Consider the following 19,267-nt stretch of genomic DNA (forward strand, 5'->3'; position numbering starts at 1 on the left):
AGGTCAGCAGGTGAAGAGGCCACCCCAGGGCGGACAGACAAGCAGCCTCACCGTGCCCCACAAAGCTGCCGCCGCTACACCCGCCGCAGCAACTCTGCCAGCAGCGCCACCCTCTCCGGCCACAGGTCCAGCCGGATATGCTCGTGGGCCGCGTGTGCCCCGTCGCCCGGCGCACCCAGACCGTCCAGGGTGGGGCACAGTGGCGCAGTGAAATTGCCGTCGCTGCCGCCCCCCACCGCCGTCTCACTCAATTTGAAGCCCAGGTCCTGCGCGGCGGCCTGGGCCCGCGCGAACAGGGCCAGCGTTTCTGGGCTGCGCGGAAAGGGCGGGCGGTTCAGGGTCAGCGCCCACTCGGCCTGCACCCGCCCGTCGGCTGGGGTCAGGGCGGCCAGCTCACGCATGACCCGCTCGTCCTCCCCCGCCTGCGCCACCCGCACATCCAGCCCCAAGCGGCAGCCCGCAGGCACCACATTGCTGGCCGTTCCCCCAGCAATCTGCGTGACCAGCACGGTAGTACCCAGTTCCGGGCGGGCCAGTGCCTCAATCTGGGGAATCAGCCCGGCAGCGGCGGCAATGGCACTGGCACCGCGCTCCGGCTCGTTGCCCGCGTGGGCCGCTTGCCCAGTCAGGGTCAGGGCCGCGTCAATCACCCCTTTGCGGCCTGTCTTGAGGGCGTGGGCGTGGGCCGTATCCGCTGCGCCAACCGGCGGCTCCGGCACCAGGGCGGCGCGGGCGGCCCCCGCTTCATGCTCAATGTGGGCGCGGCTGGAGGGACTACCGATTTCCTCGTCGGGCGTGACCAGCAGCACGATGCCGCCTGCGGGCCACTGCCCGGCCAGCGCCCGCAGCGCATGAATGGCTCCGACCAGGCCCGCTTTCATGTCATAGACGCCAGGGCCATATAGCCGCTCACCTTCAACCCGCAGCGGCATGTCCGCCAGGGTGCCGTGCGGCCAGACTGTATCGGCGTGAGCCAGGATCAGCAGGGGCGAGCGCGTGCCATCCACCCCAAAAGCAAAGCGCCGCGTGCCTCCAGAAAGGAGCTGCACCTCGGCACCCAGGTCACAGGCCCAGCCTTCTACCGTGTCCAGCACGCGGGCCACAGCCACTGGGTCCGACGACGGAGACTCCATCTCCGCCAGGGTGAGCAGGTCGCGCCGCAGGGCTTCGGGGTCAGGAAACATGACCCCATAAGACAACACTGCTTCTCAAAAACAAACCTGGCCACAGGCCCAACGAAAAAAAGGCGAAGCCGCTTAAGCTTCGCCTCTTTGGCAGGGATACAAGGACTCGAACCCTGAATAACAGAACCAAAATCTGCTGTGTTGCCAATTACACCATATCCCTATGGATTCTTCCCAGCGGGCGACTCTGGCAGGGATACAAGGACTCGAACCCTGAATAACAGAACCAGAATCTGCTGTGTTGCCAATTACACCATATCCCTATGGCACCAACCTGGGAAGGCTCAAGATGAGCGAGGAGAAGTATAGCGGGGTCCACCTATCCCGTCAAGCATGGGCAGAGACCCACCACACGGGCAGCACAGCAATCTACACGGGCGGACCCACAATCAAACGGGTAGACCTGCAATAAAAAACCCGCTCGCCTTACAAGAAGGTTCCGAGCGGTTATGTTCAATACTCTAGCGCGGTATGCAGTATTCGTCAAGGTGATGCAGGCGGTCCCGAGCGGGCCAGCGCCCAGGTCCGTGCCAGACCGACCAGATACAGACTGCCTGCCACCAACAGGGTGCCGCCCGGCGGAGTCAGGGCCAGGGCACGCTCCAGGGCACGCTGCGGGTCTGCAAAGCCTTCCCCGCCCCACCCGGCAGCCAGGTCAAGTGGCGAGGTGGCCGCTTCACCCGGTGCAGTGAAGACCCGCTGAGGGGCGAGCGGCAGCAGGGGAGCCAACGTCTGGGCTGTGTCTTTGCGGGCAAAGCTGCCAAACAGCAGCACATCCACCCTGCTGAGGCTGGCCGCCAGGGCCTGAGCAGCAGCGGGGTTGTGGGCACCGTCCAGCAGCACGGTTCGTCCCTGACAGGCAATGCGTTCCAGCCGCCCAGGCCAGGAAGCGTCCAGCGCTGCTTCCAAGCCGTCGTCATAACCGAGCAGACGCAAAGCGGCCAGGGCCAGCGCCGCATTTTGCCGCTGATGCTCGCCGGGAAGCGCTGGGGGCCGGGGCAACGCAAACAGCTCTGGGTGGCTGGCTGGCGTATGCAGCGGAGCGCCCAACTCCTGCGCGGTAGCGGCCACGACTTCCAGCGCTTCGCCGGAGGCCGTGGTGAGCAGCGGCACACCAGGCCGGGCAGCGCGGGCCTTGTCGGTAGCAATCTCGGCCACGGTGCCGCCCAGAGCAGCGGTATGGTCCAGGCCCACGTTGGTCAGCAGCACGGCGTCCACGTTCGCCAGCGCGTGGGTGGCGTCGCTTTGCCCGCCAACGCCTGCCTCCATCACGGCCAGCTCGACCCCACTCTGCGCGAAAGTCTGCGCCGCCAGCGCCAGCGCCAGGTCAAAAAAGGCGGCGTCAGGTGCCTCCTGCTGCGCCCAGCGCACAAAGTCGCGTGTGCGGGCAGGGTCCAATTCTTCGCCCAGAAGACGAATCCGCTCCTCGAAGTGGTGCAGGTGCGGACTGGTAAAGCGCCCGGCCCGCACCCCAGCGGCCAACAGCCCCGCTTCCAGCATGGCGCAGGTGCTGCCTTTGCCGTTGGTGCCCACCACCCGCAGGCTGCGGAACTGCGTGTCGGGAGCGCCCAAACGGTCCAGCAGGGCGCGGGCCGGACCCGCACTGCGGACCTGACCGGCGGCGCGGGTCCGGGAAAACAGCCAGTCGTAGTCAGGGTCAGGGCCTTGAGTCATCTTGACAGGCTAGCGCCCAGCAGCGACGGGCTGCGCTTGACCGGCGGCGCCCAAGCCCTTCATGCTGGACGCATGGGCCGGACTGCTGCACTCTCCCCTGCCACCGAGGATTACCTCAAGCAGCTGTATCTGCTGGGGCAGCAAGGACGGGTCTCCACCCAGGCACTGGCGCTGGCACTGGCCGTTGCCCCCGCCAGTGTGACTGGCATGCTGCACAAACTGACCGAGCAGGGCCTGGTGGTCCACGCCCCCTACCGGGGAGCGCAGCTGACCCCGGAAGGTGAGCAGGCAGCCCTCAAGGTGCTGCGCCATCACCGCCTGCTGGAACTGTTCTTGTACCGGTCGCTGGGCGTCCCACTCGAAGAGGTGCATGAGGAAGCCGAAGCCCTGGAGCATGCGCTCTCGGAGCGGCTCGAAGCCCGCATGGCCGCCTGGCTGGGCGAACCCAGCTTTGACCCGCACGGCGACCCTATTCCCTCGCCCAGCGGTGACTTGCCACTGCGGGCCGAGCGCAGCCTGACCACCCTAACCGCAGGCGAGCGGGCGCGGGTGTCGCGGGTGCCCGACCAGCCGACTGAGCAACTGCGGCAACTGCTGGAGTCGGGCCTGCGCCCCGAAGCCGAGGTGGAGCTGTCTGGTTATGACCACGAACTCAGCGCTGTCAGGCTCCTGATTGCGCCGCCAGCCGGCAGCCAGAGTACCGTCTGGACCCCGCTGACACTGCCACAGTCCGTCGCAGGACAGATTCAGGTGTACGGCGAAGAGGCAGGCGAGCTCACCGCTTCCGAGTAGACGCGGCCCCGACGGTCAAAGGGTTGAGGCCGCCGTCCTTGGGGCTCATCAGGACTGCGCCGTCAGAACTGCACCACCCGCCAGTTGTGCAGCGGGTCTTCGCGGCCAGGGTCCAGCATCAACTCCAGGTATTCGCGGCGGTGCAGCGCGTCGGCCAGGGCGAAGCGGTGGCCTTCATGCACTGCGATGCCCCGCTCCATCTGGGTGTGCCCGTACACCCCGAAGGCCAACCCAGCCAGCTCCACATACTCTGGCGTATCCAGAAACCAGCGCTTGCTTGACGGGTCACTGTAAAACCACTCGTCGTAGCAGGCGTGGGCAGGCAGCGGCCCCACGTGGGCGAACTGGACCTGCCCCACCCGCAACTCGCGCAGGAAAGTGCCCACCCAGGCGCTCAGGTCTGCGGGCAGCACCACGCCACCGTGACGTGGGTCGAACTCGGTGTGGCGCAGGCCCCCACCCGTACCCAGCACAAACTGCGGCTGTACCAACACATCGTCGTGGTTGCCCAGGATGATGTGTACTGATCCCGGTGCCTGCGCCTGATAGTCGCGCACAGCCCGCAGCCCCGCCATTTGCAGCTCGGCCACCTGCCTTTGGTGCTCTGGGTTGTGGCGGTCATAGGGCGCACCCAGCAGCTCGTCGTAGGCTCGCTGGCTTTTAGGGTGAACCAGGTCACCCAGCAGCACCACCTGATACAGCCCGCTGCGAACCGGGGGGGTAGGCTGACCGCCCGGTGTGACGCAACCAGCTGAGCGCAGCGCCCCCCACAATCCGGCAAAGTCGGCATGGACATCACCGACCACGATGAATTTGCGTAGCCCCGCTGAGGAAGCTCTGGGCGAAGGGTCCGTCATGACGCTTTACTCGGCGTCCCGCAGGACCGCCTGCAACTCCTTGTAGATTTGCCGACTTTCTTCCAGGGTGTTGCCATAGCCGCGCATCAGCACCGGCGCGATTTCCTTGCCACGTCCAGCGGCGCGAATCTGCGCGATCAGGTCGTCAATGTGCCCACGGGCCTTTTCCATCTGGGGGTCGCGTGGCGGCTCCGGCGGCAGGCTGGGGCGAGGAGTCAGCGCCGCCCCTTCTGCTCCAGTTTCGAGCAGGGTGGTGTCCGCGCCCTCGTCGGGGTCATAGTCCACCCAGTGCACTTCTCCTTCGCCCAGCGACGCGACACCGTACAGCCGGGCAGCGTCGGCCAGGGCGGCCAGCTTGGCGTCTTCCAGGGTATAGCCGCTGGCGAGGCCCTCCCGTTCCAGGCCAGCGGCACACAGCCGCGCCCGCACCACCGGAGGCTGCATGCTGTCGCAGGCCCAGTGCAGCGACCAGTCGGGATCGGCCTGGTCCAGCTGGCCCACCAGCAGCGCCAGCTGTGGGGCGGGCACCACCCGCGCCTGATCGTCACGCACTTCCAGGGTGGCCCAATCTGTCATGCTGACCCGCAGCGCTTCTCTGACCCCATCCAGCCTGACCCGGCGTTCCTGATTCATGTGCGGCAGTCTAGAGTATTTGCCCCGCGTGAGAAGGGCAATTTAGGCTGTAGTTCAGGCTCTCAGCGGGCCGAACACAGGCCTTCAGTTCATCAGGCGCACGCTGCCGGTCACCAGTTGAAACTCTGGAATGGCCACCTGCCGCTGCTCGCCCCAGGCATTTTCCAGCGTGTAGTACCCGGACATCCACGCGGGCGCACCCGATACAGTCACGAACGAATCGTAGACAAACACGGTGCCGGGGGTCAGCAGGGGTTGCTGCCCCACCACGCCTTCTCCTTCGACTTCGGTGCGCTGGCCCTGCGCGTCCACGACCAGCCAAAAGCGCCGCAGCAGCTTCCAGGTCTGGTCGTCTTCGTTGTCCAGCCGCACAACATAAGCGAACGTCTGCGCCTCAGGGCGGCTGAACTGCGGCAAATGATGGGCTTCGACACTGATTTTGACCCGCACCGGCAACGGAGAGAAGGCGGATGATTCGGCGGCAGTTGGCATTTGATTTCCACCCTAACGGGCGGGCGGCTTAGACTGGGGGCATGTCCCTTAAAGAAACGGTTATCAAACGTCAGGACTTCCTCTTTGAGCTGCTGCGCGCTGCCGGTCCCAGCGGGTACGAGCGCCGCGCCGCCGATGTCTGGAAAAAAGAAGCCGCCACTTTCGCCCGCGTGAGTGAGGACCACTACGGCAACGTGTATGCCGAAATCGGCCCCGAGGACGCGCCCGCCGTGGTACTGATGGGCCACCTGGACGAAATCGGCCTGATCGTGTCGCATATCAGCGACCAGGGCTTCATCTATTTCTTGCCCGTCGGCGGCTGGGACCCGCAGGTGTTGGTGGGCCAGCGCATTCGCCTGATGGCCCCCGGCGGCGACATCGTGGGCGTCATCGGCAAAAAGGCCATCCACGTGATGACACCCGAAGACCGTGAAAAAGCCAGCAAGCTTGAAGATCTGTGGATTGATATCGGCCTAGATGCTGACGACACCCGCGCCGCCGTGCCGGTGGGCACCTACGGTGTGATTGAGCAGGGTCCGCTGGTGGTGGGTGAGCGCATCGTGGCGCGGGCACTGGACAACCGCGCTGGCTCGTTCGCCGTGCTCGAAGCGCTGCGCCAGGTGCATGAAGGTGGCCGCCAGCTGAAACACCGCGTGATTGCCATCGGCAACAGCCAGGAAGAAATCGGTACGTTTGGGGCCATCATCAGCGCCTTCAAGACCCGCCCGGTGGCTGGCGTGGCGGTGGACGTGACCCACGAAACCACCCAGATTGGCGTGGAACCCAAGAAGTACGGCCTGAGCCCCTTCGGCTCCGGTGCCAGCCTGGCGGTTGGCCCGATGAGCAGCCCGGTGGTGAACCGTCAGCTGATGGACGCCGCAGGCAAAAAAGGCATTCCCTACACCCTGAGCGCCACTGGCCGCTACACCTTCACCGACGGCGACGCTCTGACCCTCAGCCGGGAAGGCGTACCCAGCGCCGTGCTGAGCATTCCCAACCGCTACATGCACTCGCCCAGCGAAATGATTGACGCCCGCGACCTTCAGGCCGTGATTGACCTGCTGGCCGCCTGGGTCGAGGGCCTGGAAGAAGGCAGCGACTACCAGCGCTGAGCTGCGCCAGCAAAGGAGGCCCGGTGCGTTGGTACGCCGGGCTTTTTTTCTAGTCTGCTCCGCCCAGCCCTGCCAGCAGCGGCCACAGCGCGTCTGCCAACCGCAGGACATCACGGTTTTCGGGATGCTCGCGGGGGTCTTCACCGTCCATGCTGAGGCAGGCCACCGCCAGCGGGCGCGGGGTTAGCAGCCAGCCGGCGTCGTGGTGGACGCCTTGCAGCTCGCCGCTCTTGCTCAGCACCCGGTACAGCGGTTCACCGTCCGGGCCGCACGGCACCCGCCGCCCTATCAGGTCGCGCAGCTGCTGGCGGCCCAAGATGTCCAGTGCAAGGGCCGTGTGCGCCGGGTCCAGATACTCGCCGCGCCGTAGTCCCTGGAAGAGCCGCAGCACGTCGCGGGGCGTGGTCTGGTTGCGCTCACCGCGCCGCTGGGCGGCGTTTTGCCGCTCCGGGGGTTGCTGCAACTTGCCCACCAAGCGGGTGTGGGTCAGGCCCAGGCCGGGCAGCGCCGCCTGCACCTCTTCCAAGCCCAAGCGCTCTATCACCAGGTTGGTGGCGGTGTTGTCGCTCACCACGATCATCAGCGTGAGCAGGTCGCGCCAGGTCAGCGCCAGGCCAGCGTCCAGCTCGTGCAGGACTCCGGCCCCGGGGACACGCTCGGCGGCAGGGAGGGGCAGGCGCTCGGTCAAGGCCGGGTCTGCGCGCTGCGCGGCCCGCAAGCCCAGCACCAGCAGCGGCAGCTTGATGAGGCTGGCCGCCGGAAATACCCCGTCCGCGTTCAGGCTGCACAGGTCCCGGCCTGCTTCATCCTGAATCAGCAGGCCCACCGTGCCGCCAAAGCCACTGGCCCGCAGCCGCTGCCCAAACCCCTTGGCATTCATCGCAGCCGCTCCGCGCACAGGCGGACCAGCTCACGCAGGTCTCCTTTGGCCGGGTCGCCCGCATCTATCCGGGCCAGCAGCTCGGCGGGGGTCAGCCACTCGGCTCCGCTAAAGTCGGCAGGGTTGTAGGGCGGGGCCACATCACTGCGAATCACATACACCCGCATAAAGCAGCTGAGTGAAGTCTTCAGCGGCGAAAAATAGGCCACCTCGCGCCAGTCCAGCCCGTCCAGATTCCAGTTCAGCTCCTCCTGCGTCTCGCGGCAAAAGGCAGCTTCATAGCTCTCGCCCGCGTCCACATGGCCGCCCACACTCATGTCTAGGCAGCCAGGAAACACCCGCTTGGTCAGGGTGCGGCGCGGAATCCACAGCTCCCCGGCTGAATTCACCACGAAGGCATTGACCACCCGCACAAAGCGGCCCGGCTGCGGCGCATTCCAGTGGTCCTGGCGCTCCACGCGGCCCACCACCTGGTCCTGCCCATCAACCTCATCCAGCCACTCTATTTCTGAGCCGTCTTTTGTGGGGAACATCGTTCTAGTTTAGGGGAGGCTCCGCCACGTCCAGCCGCATTAGCACGCTGACTTCCTGAAAACCAGCCCGGCGGTACAGCTCGCGGGCGCGCCCGTTGTGACCGAACACATGCAGCCCGATGTGCCCCACACCCTGCGCCTGAGCCAGGGCCTGAAGGGCGGCCAGCGCCTCACGGCCATAGCCCTGCCCCTGAACTTGCGGGGAAATAGAAAAGTCGTAGATGAACCACTCGCCTTCGCGCTCGGCGTACCACAGCACCCCAGCACGCTGCCCCGCCCCATCCAGAATAGTGTTGACAGAGTGACCCGGTGTCTGAGGGCCTCGCGGTAGCAGCTGAGCGTACTCGGCGGCGGCGCGTTCGTCTGCACCCTCCGCCGGCCAGCGCCCCGCCCGCACGTTCTCGGTGGCGTACTCGCGGGCGCCCGCTTCAGCGTAGGCGGCGAATTCCTCAGTAGTCATGGGGCGCAGGGTGACAGGCATGGGAGTATCTCCTGGTTGAGAGCAGCGGTCAGTCGGCAGACTGAATCTGTGTCAGTGGCTCTATCCGGATGCGCGTGTTGTGAAAGGTGCTGCCGCCTCCTAGGTCGGTCAGCGTCTGCGCGGTCAGGGAATTGATGCTCTTGCCGTCGGGGGCCTCGCTGCCCCACCAGATGCCCTCAATGACCGCCACGCCAGGCTGGGCCGTGTCAGTCACGCGTACCCGGCGCTGCACCTCGCCCTGTTCGCTGCTCAGGCGGGCGTACTCGCCGTCGGTCAGGGCGTAAGCTGCCGCGTCCGCCGGGTGAACCATCACATGCGGCTCGGTGCCTTCAGCGCGGTTGAGGCGGTCCAGCAGGCCGTAGGTAGAGTTCAGGAAGTGGTGCGCGGGCGGTGTCAGCAGGCGCAGCGGATAGTCGGGGGTCAGGCGGGCCTGCGGTTCTTGCTGAAGCGGCACCGGCGTAAACTTGACCCGGCCCGTGTCTGTGGGCGCACCCTCGGCGTAAGGCAGCCACTGCTCCGGCAGATTCAGACGTAGCGTGCCCTCGGCCTTCAACCGCTCCGGGGTAATGCCCGCCAAGTGCGGATGGTCCGAGTCCAGCAGCTCGGTCAGCAAGTCGTCTACCGTCCAGTACAGCTCCGGCGCACTCACGCCCAGGCGGCGGCCCAGTTCCTGCATCACCCAGGTGTTGGGCCGGGCCTCGCCCAGCGGGGGCAGCTCAGCGCGGTTGTAGCCGATCCAGTGGTGCCCGTAACTGGTGAATACGTCCTCATGCTCTACAAAGGTGGCAGCGGGCAGCACCCAGTCGGCCAAGTGCGCCGTCTCGGTCATGGCCTGCTCCAGCACCACCACCAGCAGGTCGTCCCGCATCAGCCCGGAGCGCACCCGGTCCGAATCGGGGGCCACGGTGGCCGGGTTGCAGTTGTAAATCACCGTGGCCGCAAAACTCTCTTCTGGAGGCTGGCCCGGTGCCAGAGCGTCTGCCAGGCAGTTCATATTGATGGTGCGCACGCCCTCTCGCAGCAGGTGTGCCCCGCCGAGCCGCCGTTTGTTGAGGGCAAAAGCTCCGCCGCTGCTCAGCGCCGCGCCCCCGCCTTGGTAGAGCCAGTCGCCGGTCAGCGCGGGCAGCAGCGAGACCGCCCGCAGGCCTGCGCCGCCGAACTCGTGGCGGGTCATGCCGTAGCCCACCCGGATATAAGTGGGCCGAGTCGTGCCGATCAGGCGGGTCAGTTCCAGCACTTCGGCTTCGCTCAGGCCGGTGACGGCAGCGGTGCGGGCCGCGTCCCACTCCCGCGCCTCAGTCCGCAGTTCCTCTACGCCTTCGGTCATCCCAGCGATGTACGCTTCGTCGGTCCAGCCGTTCACAAACAGCCCGTGCATGATGCCCAGCGCCAGCGCCGCGTCGGTGCCGGGCTTCAGCTGATAGTGGGTATCGGCAAAAGCAGCGGTGCGGTTGCGGTAGGGGTCCACGCACACGATGCGGGCACCGTTCTTGCGGGCCGCCGTGAGCTGCGGGGTCAGGTGGGTGTGGGTACTCAGGCTGTTGATGCCCCACAGCACGATGAGGCGGGCCTCCGGCACATCCAGCGGGTCGGGCACCATCCGGGGGCCGTAGCCCAGCGCCCAGGCCGCGCTGCCCGCCGAAGCGCAGATGGTTTCCTCAATTTCGGCTGTGCCCAGCGCCCGCCACAGCGTATGCACATGGCTGCCTTCCATCAGGCCCATCGTGCCCGCGTAGTGGTAGGGCAAGATGGCCTGCGCCCCCCGCTCTGCGATGATGCCGCGCAGCTGCCCTGCAATCTCATCCAGTGCCTCGTCCCAGCTCACGGCCTGCCACTGCGGCTGAGGGTCACTCTTGGGATTCAGACGCTTTAGCGGCGTGAGCGGGCGCTGCGGGTGGTTTTGCCGCGCCGGGTAGTGCACCGTTTTGGCGCAGGCAAAGCCGCGCGTGTAGGGGTGCTGCGGGTCGCCGGTCACTTTGACCAGCCGCTCGCGCCCCGCCTCATCCGGCGCGAACGTCACCTTGAGCCGGCAGGCATCCGGGCAGTCAAGCGGGCAGGTCAGCAGCGCGTCACGGGTCATAGCAAGGATTCTAGCGACTGGGGCGCTTTGCACCTGGGCTTTATTACACTGGAACTATGGCCTACTGGCTGCTGAAATCCGAACCCGATGTCTTCAGTTTCGCGGACCTACAAGCGGCAGGCCGTGAACCCTGGAATGGCATCCGCAATTATCAGGCGCGCAATTTCCTGCGGCAGATGTGTCCCGGCGACCTGGGCCTGTTCTACCACTCCAACACCCAGCCGCCGCACATTGCCGGGGTGCTGCGGGTCGTGAGCGAACCGTATCCCGACGACCTGCAATTTGTCGCCGCCAGCGACTATTACGACCCCCGCTCCAGCACCGAGGCCCCCCGCTGGAGCATGGTGGACGTGGAGCCGGTGGCTGCTTTCGCCCTGCCCGTGACCCTGGACGACCTGCGCGCCCTGCCGGAGTGGGCCGAGTCGCCGCTGGTGCGCCGGGGCAACCGCCTGAGCGTGATGCCGGTCAGCGAGGCAGAGTTCCGAGCGGCACTGCGGGCGGGCCAGCCCGCGCAGTCCGTTGATTGACCGGCTTCCAGTGTCACAGTGAAGCAACCTTCACAGAATCATCATCTTTAGAGAGTCATAATGTTCGGGATGGAATTTCTGCTTGTTGGTCTGCTTACCGTGGCATTTTTGGTGGTCGCGGCTCTCCGCCCTTTCACGGGCGCCGAGCCCACCTGCAACTCAGCGGAATAACCAATACCCCTGGCCGACTGCTGGCCTGAAGCTGACCCACCCGCCGCGGTGGGTTTTTTGCTGGGGACGGCAGACGGCGCTCTAACGACCAAAGCGGCGGCTGCGGCCCTGGAAGTCGCGCAGCGCCCGCAGGAAATCTACCCGCCGGAAGCCCGGCCAGTACACGTCGCAGAAGTAGTACTCGGAGTACACGCTCTGCCACAGCATGAAGCCTGAGAGCCGCACCTCGCCGCTGGTGCGGATGATGAAGTCCGGGTCGGGAATGCCCGCCGTGTACAGGTGACGGCTGATATCAGCAGAGTGCAGACTGGCGGCCACCTCGTCTACTGTCTTGCCATCTGCGGCCTGCTCACGCAAGTGGCACTTCACCGCGTTCACAATCTCCTCGCGCCCGCCGTAGCCCACCGCGATATTCAGCCGCATGCCGTCATGGTGAGCGGTGCTCTCTTCGAGATTCTTCAGTGCACGCAGCACATCGGGCGGGAACGAGTCGTGCTGTCCAATCACTTGCACCTTGACCCGGTTCCCGTGAATACGCGGGTCAACAGCCAATTGCGTGGCTTCCCGGCGCAGCAAGCCCAGGATATGCCCCAGCTCATCCGGGTCGCGGCCTGCATTGTCGGTGCTGAGCACCCAGATGGTGACGGCAGGAATGCCCAGCTCCAGGCACCATTCCAGCACTTCGTGGGCCTTGTCCGCACCGATGGAATGGCCCATCTCACGCTGCAACCCGGCAGCCTTGGCAAAGCGGCGGTTGCCGTCCAGAATCAGGCCCAGGTGCTGCGGCACTGCGCCGTGCGCCCGTACCTGCGCGGCCAGGCGCGCCTCATAGCCGCTCAGCAGAGCGCCGCGCACCGAGTCCTTGACCTGTTGGCCGGTCCTCAGCCAGCGGGCCGCCACCTGCGTCTTGGAGCTCTGTGCGGCAGCGGGGTCATTCGGAGTCACGTTCCGCAGTTTAGCAGCGCCCTGCGGGCTACACTGCGGGAATGTTAGGAAAGACTTACAAGACGGTGCTGGGCGGCCGTGAACTGACCCTCGAAACGGGACGGCTGGCCAAGCTGGCGAGCGGCTCGGTCACGCTGCGCTACGGCGACACCCTGCTGCTGGTCACCGCCCAGGCCCGGCAGGAAAAAAGCACCCTGGATTTCCTGCCACTCACGGTGGAATTTGAAGAGAAACACTACGCCGTAGGCAAAATCCCTGGCTCCTTTCAGCGCCGCGAAGGCCGCCCCGGAGAGCGGGCCATCCTGAGTGCGCGCATCACAGACCGGCAGATTCGCCCGCTGTTTCCTAAGGGCTACCGGCACGAAACCCAGGTCATCATCACGGTGCTGAGCGCCGACCAGCAAAATGCCCCCGACGTGCTGGGACCTATCGGTGCTGCCGCCGCGCTGAGCATCTCCGATATTCCCTGGAACGGCCCCACCGCCTGCGTGCGGGTAGGCCGGGTCAACGGCGAGTTCGTTATCAACCCGACGAGCGCGCAGCTGACCACCTCGGACCTGGACCTGGTCGTGGCTGGCACCCGCGACGCTGTGATGATGGTCGAAGCCGGCGCGCAGATCGTGGCCGAAGACGAACTGGTGGACGCCATCGAGTTCGCGCACGCCGAGATGCAGGGTGTGATTGACCTGATCGAAACCATGCGCGCCGAGTTGGGCCAGGAGAAGTTCAACTACCTCGCCGACGGCGAACTGGCCCCCGACCTGGTGCCGGAGCTGGCCGAAGCTGCCCGCGCCGGTGGTCTGCGCGACGCCCTGCTGACCATGCGTAAGCAGGACCGCAGCACCAACCTGAAGGCCCTGCGTGACCGCCTGATTGCGGACCGCATCCCCGAAGGCGAAGTGGACGGTGCCGCCGCCCGCATTGAAGAACTCAAGGCCGCTTTTTCCAAGGTAGAGAAGCAGGAGCTGCGCCGCCTGATTCTGGAAGAAGACCTGCGGGCCGATGGCCGCGATACTCGCACCGTGCGGCCCATCTGGATCGAGACACGGCCCCTGCCCTGTGCCCACGGCAGCGCCATCTTTACCCGCGGCGAAACGCAAGTGCTGGGCGTGACCACGCTGGGCACCGAGCGCGACGAAATCCTGATTGACGACCTCACCGAAGCCACCGGCGATAAATTCTTGCTGCATTACAACTTCCCGCCCTACTCCACCGGCGAAGTCAAGCGCATGGGCGCGCAGTCTCGCCGCGAAGTGGGCCACGGCAACCTCGCCAAGCGCGCACTCAGCGCTGTGCTGCCCTCCTTTGAAGAGTTCCCGTATGTCATCCGCGTGGTGGGCGAAGTGTTGGAATCCAACGGCTCCAGCTCAATGGCAACCGTGTGCAGCGGGGCGCTCTCGCTGATGGACGCGGGCGTGCCCATCAAGGCCCCCGTGGCTGGCGTAGCAATGGGCCTGGTGATGGAAGAGGGCCGCTACCGCATCCTGACTGACATCCTGGGCCTGGAAGACGCACTGGGCGATATGGACTTCAAGGTCTGCGGCACCGCCGAGGGCGTCACGGCGCTCCAGATGGACATCAAGATCGGAGGCATCACGCCGGCGATCATGCGCGAGGCACTCACGCAGGCCAAAGAAGCCCGGCTGCACATCCTGGCCAAGATGGCCGAAGTGTTGCCCGCCCCCCGCGCCGAGCTGTCACCGACTGCGCCGCGCATCATCTCCATGCGGATTGACCCGGAACTGATTGGCAAAGTGATCGGCCCCGGCGGCAAGCAGGTGCGTGAACTCGAAGCGATGGGCGCGCAAGTGACCATCGAGGAAGACGGCCTGGTGCGGATTTTCAGCGCCAGCGGCGCGGCGGCCCAGGCGGTGCAGGAGCGCATCATCGCCGTCACCTACCAGCCCAAGGTGGGCGACGAGTTCGAGGGCACCGTGGTCAAAATCGCGCCGTTCGGGGCCTTTATCAACCTGTTCCCTGGACAAGACGGCATGTTACACATCTCGCAGATGAGCGAAGCGCGCATCGAAATGGTCGAGGAAGCCATGCTGATGGGCGACAAAGTGCGCGTCAAGATCGTGAACATTGATGACCGGGGCAAAATTGACCTGATTCGCCCGGAGCTGGAAGGCAAGGTGCCTCCCCGTGAACCCCGCGCCCCGCGTGAGCGCGGTGGGCGTGACGGCGGACGGGGCGAGCGTGGTCCCCGCCGTGAACGCAGTGACCGTCCCCAGGGTGAGCGCCCTACAGGTCAGGCACAAGGTGCAGCCAGCGAGCGCCCGCGTGGCGAGTGGGGCAGCAGCTCAGCAGCCGAAGCCGCTCTGCGGGACGCGGCCCAAGCACCACAGCCTGCTGTTTCAGCGGAGACAGAACTTAGCCGCCTGACCTTTGGCGCAGACAGCAAGCATCCCAGCAGCGAAAGCTGATCCATCCTGACCTAGCGTTATGGACAGACCGTCAGGCTTCCGCCCTAGGAAAGCCTGACGGTTCTGATTTTCACGGTCCTGATTTTCTGAGTGCGGAGGAGGCCCGGCAGCACTGCGTGGGTCAGACCTGCATCAATCAGGGGTATAGACCGACAGCAGCGAGGCAGCCACAGCACCGACCAACCCCACCACAGCGGGCAGGTCGCGGCCAGCCAGGGCCGCTGCCCCGACCAGATACAGCCCGGCCAGGGTCAGCGCCAACATGGCCGCCAGCCAAATACCGGTCACGCCATGACGCGACACCTGCCGGCCCCAGCCATAGCCTGCCAATACGAGCAACCCCGCCCCCAACCAGCCCCAGGTCACTCCGTCTATTCCGCTGTCCATATCACCGTATCCATGCTGCCCAGCATAGCGGGGTACACTGGACACCATGAAACCGTCTCTGAGCGCCGCTGCGGACGCCGTACAAAGCGCGGAGCAGGCCCTCGCCGCCGGGCAGACGGGCCGGGCCAGGTCACAGCTGGACCGGGCACTGAGCGGGTTGCTGCGCCTGCAGCCCAGTGCGCCGCGTGACACGCTGCTCGCTCAAGTCCACCTGCGGCTGCACCTGCTGACTCAGCTGGACGGGCAGAGGGGGCGCAGCGAACAGCATCTGCGCTGGGGGGTCAGCTACGCCCGCACGGCTGGCAACGGCCCGGTACGGACCCTGGCGCAGCGCCTGTGGAACGACTGGCAAGCCGCTAGAACCTCAGGCGCATAAACAGGCACATCAACCAAGTGGGCTCCCCCGCAGGAGAGCCGGACGGCTGGGTGGAGTATTCCCCCTTCCCTGCGCTGCTTACATCGGCTGCAAAGTCACCACGGTATGCCCGGCTTCCCGGTCATAGTGACACTGCGAGTACACCTGAAGCAGTGGCTTGCCCGTCAGCTGGGAACGCATCCGCACGGGTGCGCCCAGGGTCCAGCTTTGTCCCGGCTCAGTAGAGACGCTGATGCTGTCTACCAGTTCTTCCGAGTCCAGCAGCATTTCGCTGCGGAGGCTGTCGTCCTCACCCAGCATGTTCTGGGCCACCAGAGCGCTGCGAATCTCGCCCATCTCCGGTGCTTGTGCGATCTGCTCCTGGCAATGCTCCAAGAACTGGTACTTGCTGATGCCATTGGAGTCACGGTCCGAGTACAGCGGGTTGTTGGGAATTGCCAGCCCCAGGGTCAGGTAGGCCAGCGCCGCCAGGGCCAGAGCCAGCACGATCCAGAGCGCCATGCGCCCCGATCCCCCCGGGCTGGATTTGGTCGTGTGTTCGTTCATATCGTTTCCACAATAGCGCGTAGGCGGTCAGCAGTCCCAGCCTGCTTGCTCCAAGGCGGGATGGTCCAGCCCAGCGGTCCGCTTGAGCGCGGCCAGCACAGTCTCTCCAGTGACTGGGTGAGTCAACTCCGGAGCCACATCCGCCAAGGGAGCCAGCACAAAGCCCCGTTCCCAGGCCAGCGGGTGCGGTACCGTCAGGCGATCCGATGCCAGGACCTCTTGACCGTACAGCAGCAGGTCCAGGTCCAGGGTGCGGGCTTCCCAGCGGACAGTCCGGGTCCGCCCAGCCTGGGCTTCCAGTGCCTGCAAGCTGTCCAGCAGCGCCAGGGGCGAAAGGGTGGTGTTCAGCACAGCAACCGCATTCAAATAGTCGGGCTGTCCCGGCGGCCCGCCCACCGGGGCGGTGCGGTAAAGGCGGCTCACCCTGCACACCTCTCCCAAGTCTGCCAGGCCAGCCACAGCGGCCCTCAGCGCCAAGAGTGGTTTGCCCAAATTGGCCCCCAACGCGATATAAGCAAGGGTCATGGGGTAGAGTCCCGGTCAAGCGTCAATTCGGCATAAATATCGCGGAAAATCCCAGCCACCGGCGCTCCTGGTTTGTGAACCCGGACCGTGACCCGCTCTAAGCGTGCGTGGGCGGCCAGCAGGTCGCGGGCAATGCGGGCGGCCAGCGTCTCGATCAGGTCAAAGCGTTCCTCCGTCACCAGCCGCGCAATCAACGAGTAAGCTTCGGCGTAGTTCACGGCCCCGCTCAAGTCATCGTTTAGGTCCGCAAATGGATAGTGCAGCTCGGCGTCCACCACGAAGCGCGCTCCCAATTCAGTCTCGGCAGCAAACACACCATGCCGCCCGAAAAACTCCAGGCCCTGCAATACCACGCGGCTGTTCATCCAGCACCTCCAGGCACGCGGTCAAGTCCGGCTTGCACCTTCAGCGCCTGGCCGTGCTCGGCCACCGCATGCACACGCACCATCGCCGCGCCTGACCGGGCGGCATGCAGGTGCAAGGCCAGCGAACCGGGATCGCGCTGCGCTGGGTCGTCTTCGTCCGACAATTGCCCGATCATGCCCTTGCGGCTGGCCCCAATCAGCACCGGCCAGGGCGAAGCGGCCAGGTCAGGCACCGCCCGCAGCAGGCTGAGATTATGCTCCAGCGACTTGCCAAAGCCCAGGCCAGGGTCCAACAGCGCGTCCGGCACCCCAGCCACCTGGACCCGCTCTGCCTCACGGCGCAGGTAACTGTGGACCTCCTCCACCACGTCCGTATAGTGAGGGCTGCGCTGCATGGTGCGCGGCTCACCTTGCATATGCATCAGGCACACAGGCGCGCCAGCCTCTGCACACACCTGCACCATCTGGGGATCGCGCAGGCCCGAAACATCGTTGATCAGGTGTGCACCCGCCCGCAGAGCCTCGGCGGCCACTTCAGCTTTCAGGGTATCCACACTGATCAGGAAGCCGCGCTCTGCCAACGCGGCCACCACAGGCCGCACCCGGTCCAGTTCTTCGGCGGCACTGACCCCATGAGAACCGGGCCGCGTACTTTCCCCGCCCACATCTATCATCAGCGCTCCAGCGCGGCGCAGGCTCTCGGCTTGGGCCACAGCAGCCGCTACATCAGCATGCCGCCCCCCATCACTAAAAGAATCGGGCGTCACGTTGAGGATGCCCATCACCGCACATCCGGTCCAGCGCAGCTCCCAGCTGCCTCTCTCTTCTACCGCGCCGGGAAGGGGGGGCAGGGAGCGGCGAAACCGCAAACGGTGCACACGGGTCGGCCAGGCTAGAGTCATGCCCGACAGCATAACGGCTAAGGGTTAGCTGTCGGCAGACGCCTGGGAGGGCAGCGTTCCCAGACGCTCCAGCTGAGCTTGGCCCAGTGCAAAAGCCACGGTGACCAGGCCCCCAGCAGGATAAGCCGTCACATACGCCGGCATCCGGCGACCAGAGCGGAAGGGCAGATAACTAGGGGCTTCTACTGGCAAGCCGCTGGCCTTGGCCTCCTGCACAGGGTGACCAGCCGGGATAGCGGTGCCGGGCGACAGGCTATAGGGGAAGGCTGGCGAAGCCGCACTCACCCGGACCTGAAGCGCTTCACCCGCTCCACGGCCAGCACCGCAGACGGCGTACAGCACCGCCGCATCCGTCTCTGCAGCCAGGGTATACAGAGCTGCTGAAGCGCTGACATCGGCCCGCCGCGCCAGCTCGCTCAGTGCCCTGCCCGTAGGCCCAAAGCGCCCGAGTAGCTCACGCACCAGCGCGGGCGGCATCAGCATGGCCGCTGCACCTACGTTACACAGCGTCTCTATGGCCTGCTCTAGACGGTCACCCTCAAACAGATCATGCACGTCACTAAGGAGGTCGTCGTCATTGAGCAGCAAGGCGTGACTGATTTCATGCGCCAGAGTAAAGCGTTGACGCTGGGGGCTCGCAGCACTATCAATCAGAATCAGATGATGCTCTGGATCATAAGCGCCATCCCGGTCACCCAGCGGAACTGCCGTCACTTGCGGCACCTGCGGCAAAATGCCTTCTAGTCCCAGAATCATACTGCCCATGTCCTGGGCAGGCAAAGACGCTGCATAGTCCGCCGCCAAGCCCTGCATTCTGGCCTTCAACTCTTGAAAAGCCGGAGTCGGCACAGGTAGGCCTGTGAGTTGGGCAGGTGAACTGTCCACGTCCGGCAGTCAACCTTAACCCTGGTCCTGACGCATCAGGTCCCGGACCAGGTCAATGTAGTCCTGCTCCGCCTGTTCCTGATTCTTGCCTTGTTGAGCTTCCCAGGCATCGTACTTTGCGCCGCCCCGGAAATCGAACCCGCCAGGACGCTCTCCAGACACGTCGCCTTCGGTGGCCTGCTTGTATAACCCGTACAATTTGAGCAAAGTGTCATTGCCCGGTTTCTTGCTCAGCGTATTCACGTCCTGCTGGGCTTGTTCAAATTCACTGGCCATGTTTCCAGTTTAGCGTACGCTGGGGTCTTAACCCCAAAAGGCCCATATGGGGAAGCCTGGACATTGGGCAGGGAAACAACAAGAAAAGCCCCCAGGCACGAGGCCTAGGGGCTTAGAGAAGCAGATGCTGAACAGAAGATATAGTGCGGAGCGCTATAGAAAGGAGGTGATCCAGGCGCACCTTCCGGTACACCTACCTTGTTACGACTTCACCCCAG

At 65.4% G+C, this 19,267-nt stretch carries 22 protein-coding genes, 2 tRNA genes and 1 rRNA gene; 5 read left to right on the forward strand and 20 right to left on the reverse strand.

All coding sequences use genetic code 11. The features are described 5' to 3' along the window. Positions 1–74 precede the first annotated feature (74 nt). From IE158_RS08055 to IE158_RS08070, 4 genes are all read right to left on the reverse strand, one after another. A complete protein-coding gene (locus tag IE158_RS08055; protein ID WP_189643147.1) occupies positions 75–1,184 on the reverse strand; it encodes a M20/M25/M40 family metallo-hydrolase in 1,110 nt (369 codons plus the stop codon). Between the two features lie 88 nt (positions 1,185–1,272). Beyond that, positions 1,273–1,347, reverse strand: a tRNA-Gln gene (locus IE158_RS08060). 25 nt (positions 1,348–1,372) lie between these two features. Further along, positions 1,373–1,447: transfer RNA gene (locus tag IE158_RS08065), tRNA-Gln, on the reverse strand. A 220-nt stretch (positions 1,448–1,667) separates the two neighbouring features. Beyond that, positions 1,668–2,858 carry a glutamate ligase domain-containing protein gene (locus IE158_RS08070; RefSeq protein WP_189643148.1) on the reverse strand — a complete coding sequence of 397 codons (1,191 nt, stop codon included), beginning with the start codon at positions 2,856–2,858 and terminating at the stop codon, positions 1,668–1,670. A gap of 72 nt (positions 2,859–2,930) precedes the next feature. Here IE158_RS08070 and IE158_RS08075 point away from each other — a divergent pair, with 72 nt between their 5' ends. Beyond that, positions 2,931–3,650: a metal-dependent transcriptional regulator gene (locus tag IE158_RS08075; protein WP_189643149.1), complete on the forward strand. Its 720-nt coding sequence runs from the start codon at positions 2,931–2,933 to the stop codon at positions 3,648–3,650. Between the two features lie 62 nt (positions 3,651–3,712). On the opposite strand, the gene IE158_RS08080 is transcribed toward IE158_RS08075, so the two are convergent. The 3 genes from IE158_RS08080 to apaG all read right to left on the reverse strand — a co-directional run bounded on the left by IE158_RS08080 (position 3,713) and on the right by apaG (position 5,632). Next, entirely contained in the window at positions 3,713–4,507 is a 795-nt protein-coding gene (locus IE158_RS08080) for a metallophosphoesterase (protein WP_189643150.1), read from the reverse strand. A gap of 6 nt (positions 4,508–4,513) precedes the next feature. Beyond that, the gene (locus tag IE158_RS08085) at positions 4,514–5,140 is read right to left on the reverse strand and encodes a single-stranded DNA-binding protein (protein WP_229839002.1); all 627 of its coding nucleotides are present in this window, start codon (positions 5,138–5,140) and stop codon (positions 4,514–4,516) included. 84 nt (positions 5,141–5,224) lie between these two features. Beyond that, positions 5,225–5,632 carry a Co2+/Mg2+ efflux facilitator ApaG/CorD gene (gene apaG, locus IE158_RS08090; protein WP_189643151.1) on the reverse strand — a complete coding sequence of 136 codons (408 nt, stop codon included), beginning with the start codon at positions 5,630–5,632 and terminating at the stop codon, positions 5,225–5,227. 41 nt (positions 5,633–5,673) lie between these two features. On the opposite strand from apaG, the gene IE158_RS08095 reads away from it, so the two are divergent. Continuing rightward, complete coding sequence (locus tag IE158_RS08095; RefSeq protein ID WP_189643152.1) at positions 5,674–6,744, forward strand: M42 family metallopeptidase; 1,071 nt, start codon at positions 5,674–5,676, stop codon at positions 6,742–6,744. 49 nt (positions 6,745–6,793) lie between these two features. Here IE158_RS08095 and IE158_RS08100 read toward each other — a convergent pair whose 3' ends face one another. From IE158_RS08100 to IE158_RS08115, 4 genes are read right to left on the reverse strand one after another with little or no spacing between them, the layout of a single operon-like run. Further along, positions 6,794–7,642 carry a serine hydrolase gene (locus IE158_RS08100; RefSeq protein WP_373295833.1) on the reverse strand — a complete coding sequence of 283 codons (849 nt, stop codon included), beginning with the start codon at positions 7,640–7,642 and terminating at the stop codon, positions 6,794–6,796. Beyond that, the gene (locus IE158_RS08105; RefSeq protein ID WP_189643153.1) at positions 7,621–8,157 is read right to left on the reverse strand and encodes an NUDIX hydrolase; all 537 of its coding nucleotides are present in this window, start codon (positions 8,155–8,157) and stop codon (positions 7,621–7,623) included. The genes IE158_RS08100 and IE158_RS08105 overlap by 22 nt, the downstream gene beginning before the upstream one ends. 4 nt (positions 8,158–8,161) lie before the next feature. Further along, a complete protein-coding gene (locus tag IE158_RS08110) occupies positions 8,162–8,638 on the reverse strand; it encodes a GNAT family N-acetyltransferase (protein WP_268248068.1) in 477 nt (158 codons plus the stop codon). 28 nt (positions 8,639–8,666) lie between these two features. Beyond that, complete coding sequence (locus IE158_RS08115; protein ID WP_189643155.1) at positions 8,667–10,718, reverse strand: molybdopterin oxidoreductase family protein; 2,052 nt, start codon at positions 10,716–10,718, stop codon at positions 8,667–8,669. Between the two features lie 56 nt (positions 10,719–10,774). Between IE158_RS08115 and IE158_RS08120 the strand changes: the two genes are divergently transcribed. Beyond that, a complete protein-coding gene (locus tag IE158_RS08120; protein ID WP_189643156.1) occupies positions 10,775–11,245 on the forward strand; it encodes an EVE domain-containing protein in 471 nt (156 codons plus the stop codon). A gap of 252 nt (positions 11,246–11,497) precedes the next feature. Here the strand turns inward: IE158_RS08120 and IE158_RS08125 are convergent, their stop codons facing one another. Then, positions 11,498–12,361, reverse strand: coding sequence for an isoprenyl transferase (locus IE158_RS08125; protein WP_189643157.1), 864 nt, complete (start codon positions 12,359–12,361; stop codon positions 11,498–11,500). A gap of 41 nt (positions 12,362–12,402) precedes the next feature. Between IE158_RS08125 and pnp the strand changes: the two genes are divergently transcribed. Next, a complete protein-coding gene (gene pnp, locus IE158_RS08130) occupies positions 12,403–14,787 on the forward strand; it encodes a polyribonucleotide nucleotidyltransferase (protein ID WP_189643158.1) in 2,385 nt (794 codons plus the stop codon). Positions 14,788–14,919: 132 nt separating this feature from the next. Here pnp and IE158_RS08135 read toward each other — a convergent pair whose 3' ends face one another. Then, positions 14,920–15,222 carry a hypothetical protein gene (locus IE158_RS08135; RefSeq protein ID WP_189643159.1) on the reverse strand — a complete coding sequence of 101 codons (303 nt, stop codon included), beginning with the start codon at positions 15,220–15,222 and terminating at the stop codon, positions 14,920–14,922. On the opposite strand from IE158_RS08135, the gene IE158_RS08140 reads away from it, so the two are divergent. Then, positions 15,221–15,550 carry a hypothetical protein gene (locus IE158_RS08140; protein ID WP_189643160.1) on the forward strand — a complete coding sequence of 110 codons (330 nt, stop codon included), beginning with the start codon at positions 15,221–15,223 and terminating at the stop codon, positions 15,548–15,550. The two genes, IE158_RS08135 and IE158_RS08140, sit on opposite strands and share 2 nt — an antisense overlap. Before the next feature lie 78 nt (positions 15,551–15,628). Here IE158_RS08140 and IE158_RS08145 read toward each other — a convergent pair whose 3' ends face one another. From IE158_RS08145 to IE158_RS08175, 7 genes are all read right to left on the reverse strand, one after another. Continuing rightward, positions 15,629–16,096: a hypothetical protein gene (locus tag IE158_RS08145; protein ID WP_189643161.1), complete on the reverse strand. Its 468-nt coding sequence runs from the start codon at positions 16,094–16,096 to the stop codon at positions 15,629–15,631. Between the two features lie 27 nt (positions 16,097–16,123). After that, positions 16,124–16,621 carry a 2-amino-4-hydroxy-6-hydroxymethyldihydropteridine diphosphokinase gene (folK, locus tag IE158_RS08150; protein ID WP_189643162.1) on the reverse strand — a complete coding sequence of 166 codons (498 nt, stop codon included), beginning with the start codon at positions 16,619–16,621 and terminating at the stop codon, positions 16,124–16,126. Further along, positions 16,618–16,986, reverse strand: a complete 369-nt coding sequence (folB, locus tag IE158_RS08155) for a dihydroneopterin aldolase (RefSeq protein ID WP_189643163.1) — start codon at positions 16,984–16,986, stop codon at positions 16,618–16,620. Before folB ends, folK begins: the two co-directional genes overlap by 4 nt. Continuing rightward, positions 16,983–17,888: a dihydropteroate synthase gene (gene folP, locus IE158_RS08160; protein ID WP_229839003.1), complete on the reverse strand. Its 906-nt coding sequence runs from the start codon at positions 17,886–17,888 to the stop codon at positions 16,983–16,985. The genes folB and folP overlap by 4 nt, the downstream gene beginning before the upstream one ends. Positions 17,889–17,912: 24 nt before the next feature. Beyond that, positions 17,913–18,701, reverse strand: a complete 789-nt coding sequence (locus IE158_RS08165; RefSeq protein ID WP_189643174.1) for an ImmA/IrrE family metallo-endopeptidase — start codon at positions 18,699–18,701, stop codon at positions 17,913–17,915. A gap of 87 nt (positions 18,702–18,788) precedes the next feature. Then, positions 18,789–19,049: an acyl-CoA-binding protein gene (locus IE158_RS08170; protein WP_189643165.1), complete on the reverse strand. Its 261-nt coding sequence runs from the start codon at positions 19,047–19,049 to the stop codon at positions 18,789–18,791. Between the two features lie 159 nt (positions 19,050–19,208). Then, positions 19,209–19,267 (reverse strand): 16S ribosomal RNA (locus IE158_RS08175); the annotation flags it as partial.

It is taken from the genome of Deinococcus piscis (genome assembly GCF_014653275.1).
Taxonomy (GTDB): Bacteria; Deinococcota; Deinococci; order Deinococcales; family Deinococcaceae; genus Deinococcus; species Deinococcus piscis.

What these genes read in the sequence shown, in the direction of transcription:
- IE158_RS08055 (WP_189643147.1), bottom strand. Translation starts at nt 1,184, where the DNA reads ATGTTTCCTGACCCCGAAGCCCTGCGGCGCGACCTGCTCACCCTGGCG.
- IE158_RS08070 (WP_189643148.1), bottom strand. Translation starts at nt 2,858, where the DNA reads ATGACTCAAGGCCCTGACCCTGACTACGACTGGCTGTTTTCCCGGACC.
- IE158_RS08075 (WP_189643149.1), top strand. Translation starts at nt 2,931, where the DNA reads ATGGGCCGGACTGCTGCACTCTCCCCTGCCACCGAGGATTACCTCAAG.
- IE158_RS08080 (WP_189643150.1), bottom strand. Translation starts at nt 4,507, where the DNA reads ATGACGGACCCTTCGCCCAGAGCTTCCTCAGCGGGGCTACGCAAATTC.
- IE158_RS08085 (WP_229839002.1), bottom strand. Translation starts at nt 5,140, where the DNA reads ATGAATCAGGAACGCCGGGTCAGGCTGGATGGGGTCAGAGAAGCGCTG.
- apaG (WP_189643151.1), bottom strand. Translation starts at nt 5,632, where the DNA reads ATGCCAACTGCCGCCGAATCATCCGCCTTCTCTCCGTTGCCGGTGCGG.
- IE158_RS08095 (WP_189643152.1), top strand. Translation starts at nt 5,674, where the DNA reads ATGTCCCTTAAAGAAACGGTTATCAAACGTCAGGACTTCCTCTTTGAG.
- IE158_RS08105 (WP_189643153.1), bottom strand. Translation starts at nt 8,157, where the DNA reads ATGTTCCCCACAAAAGACGGCTCAGAAATAGAGTGGCTGGATGAGGTT.
- IE158_RS08110 (WP_268248068.1), bottom strand. Translation starts at nt 8,638, where the DNA reads ATGCCTGTCACCCTGCGCCCCATGACTACTGAGGAATTCGCCGCCTAC.
- IE158_RS08115 (WP_189643155.1), bottom strand. Translation starts at nt 10,718, where the DNA reads ATGACCCGTGACGCGCTGCTGACCTGCCCGCTTGACTGCCCGGATGCC.
- IE158_RS08120 (WP_189643156.1), top strand. Translation starts at nt 10,775, where the DNA reads ATGGCCTACTGGCTGCTGAAATCCGAACCCGATGTCTTCAGTTTCGCG.
- pnp (WP_189643158.1), top strand. Translation starts at nt 12,403, where the DNA reads ATGTTAGGAAAGACTTACAAGACGGTGCTGGGCGGCCGTGAACTGACC.
- IE158_RS08140 (WP_189643160.1), top strand. Translation starts at nt 15,221, where the DNA reads ATGAAACCGTCTCTGAGCGCCGCTGCGGACGCCGTACAAAGCGCGGAG.
- IE158_RS08135 (WP_189643159.1), bottom strand. Translation starts at nt 15,222, where the DNA reads ATGGTGTCCAGTGTACCCCGCTATGCTGGGCAGCATGGATACGGTGAT.
- IE158_RS08145 (WP_189643161.1), bottom strand. Translation starts at nt 16,096, where the DNA reads ATGAACGAACACACGACCAAATCCAGCCCGGGGGGATCGGGGCGCATG.
- folK (WP_189643162.1), bottom strand. Translation starts at nt 16,621, where the DNA reads ATGACCCTTGCTTATATCGCGTTGGGGGCCAATTTGGGCAAACCACTC.
- folB (WP_189643163.1), bottom strand. Translation starts at nt 16,986, where the DNA reads ATGAACAGCCGCGTGGTATTGCAGGGCCTGGAGTTTTTCGGGCGGCAT.
- folP (WP_229839003.1), bottom strand. Translation starts at nt 17,888, where the DNA reads ATGACTCTAGCCTGGCCGACCCGTGTGCACCGTTTGCGGTTTCGCCGC.
- IE158_RS08165 (WP_189643174.1), bottom strand. Translation starts at nt 18,701, where the DNA reads ATGCAGGGCTTGGCGGCGGACTATGCAGCGTCTTTGCCTGCCCAGGAC.
- IE158_RS08170 (WP_189643165.1), bottom strand. Translation starts at nt 19,049, where the DNA reads ATGGCCAGTGAATTTGAACAAGCCCAGCAGGACGTGAATACGCTGAGC.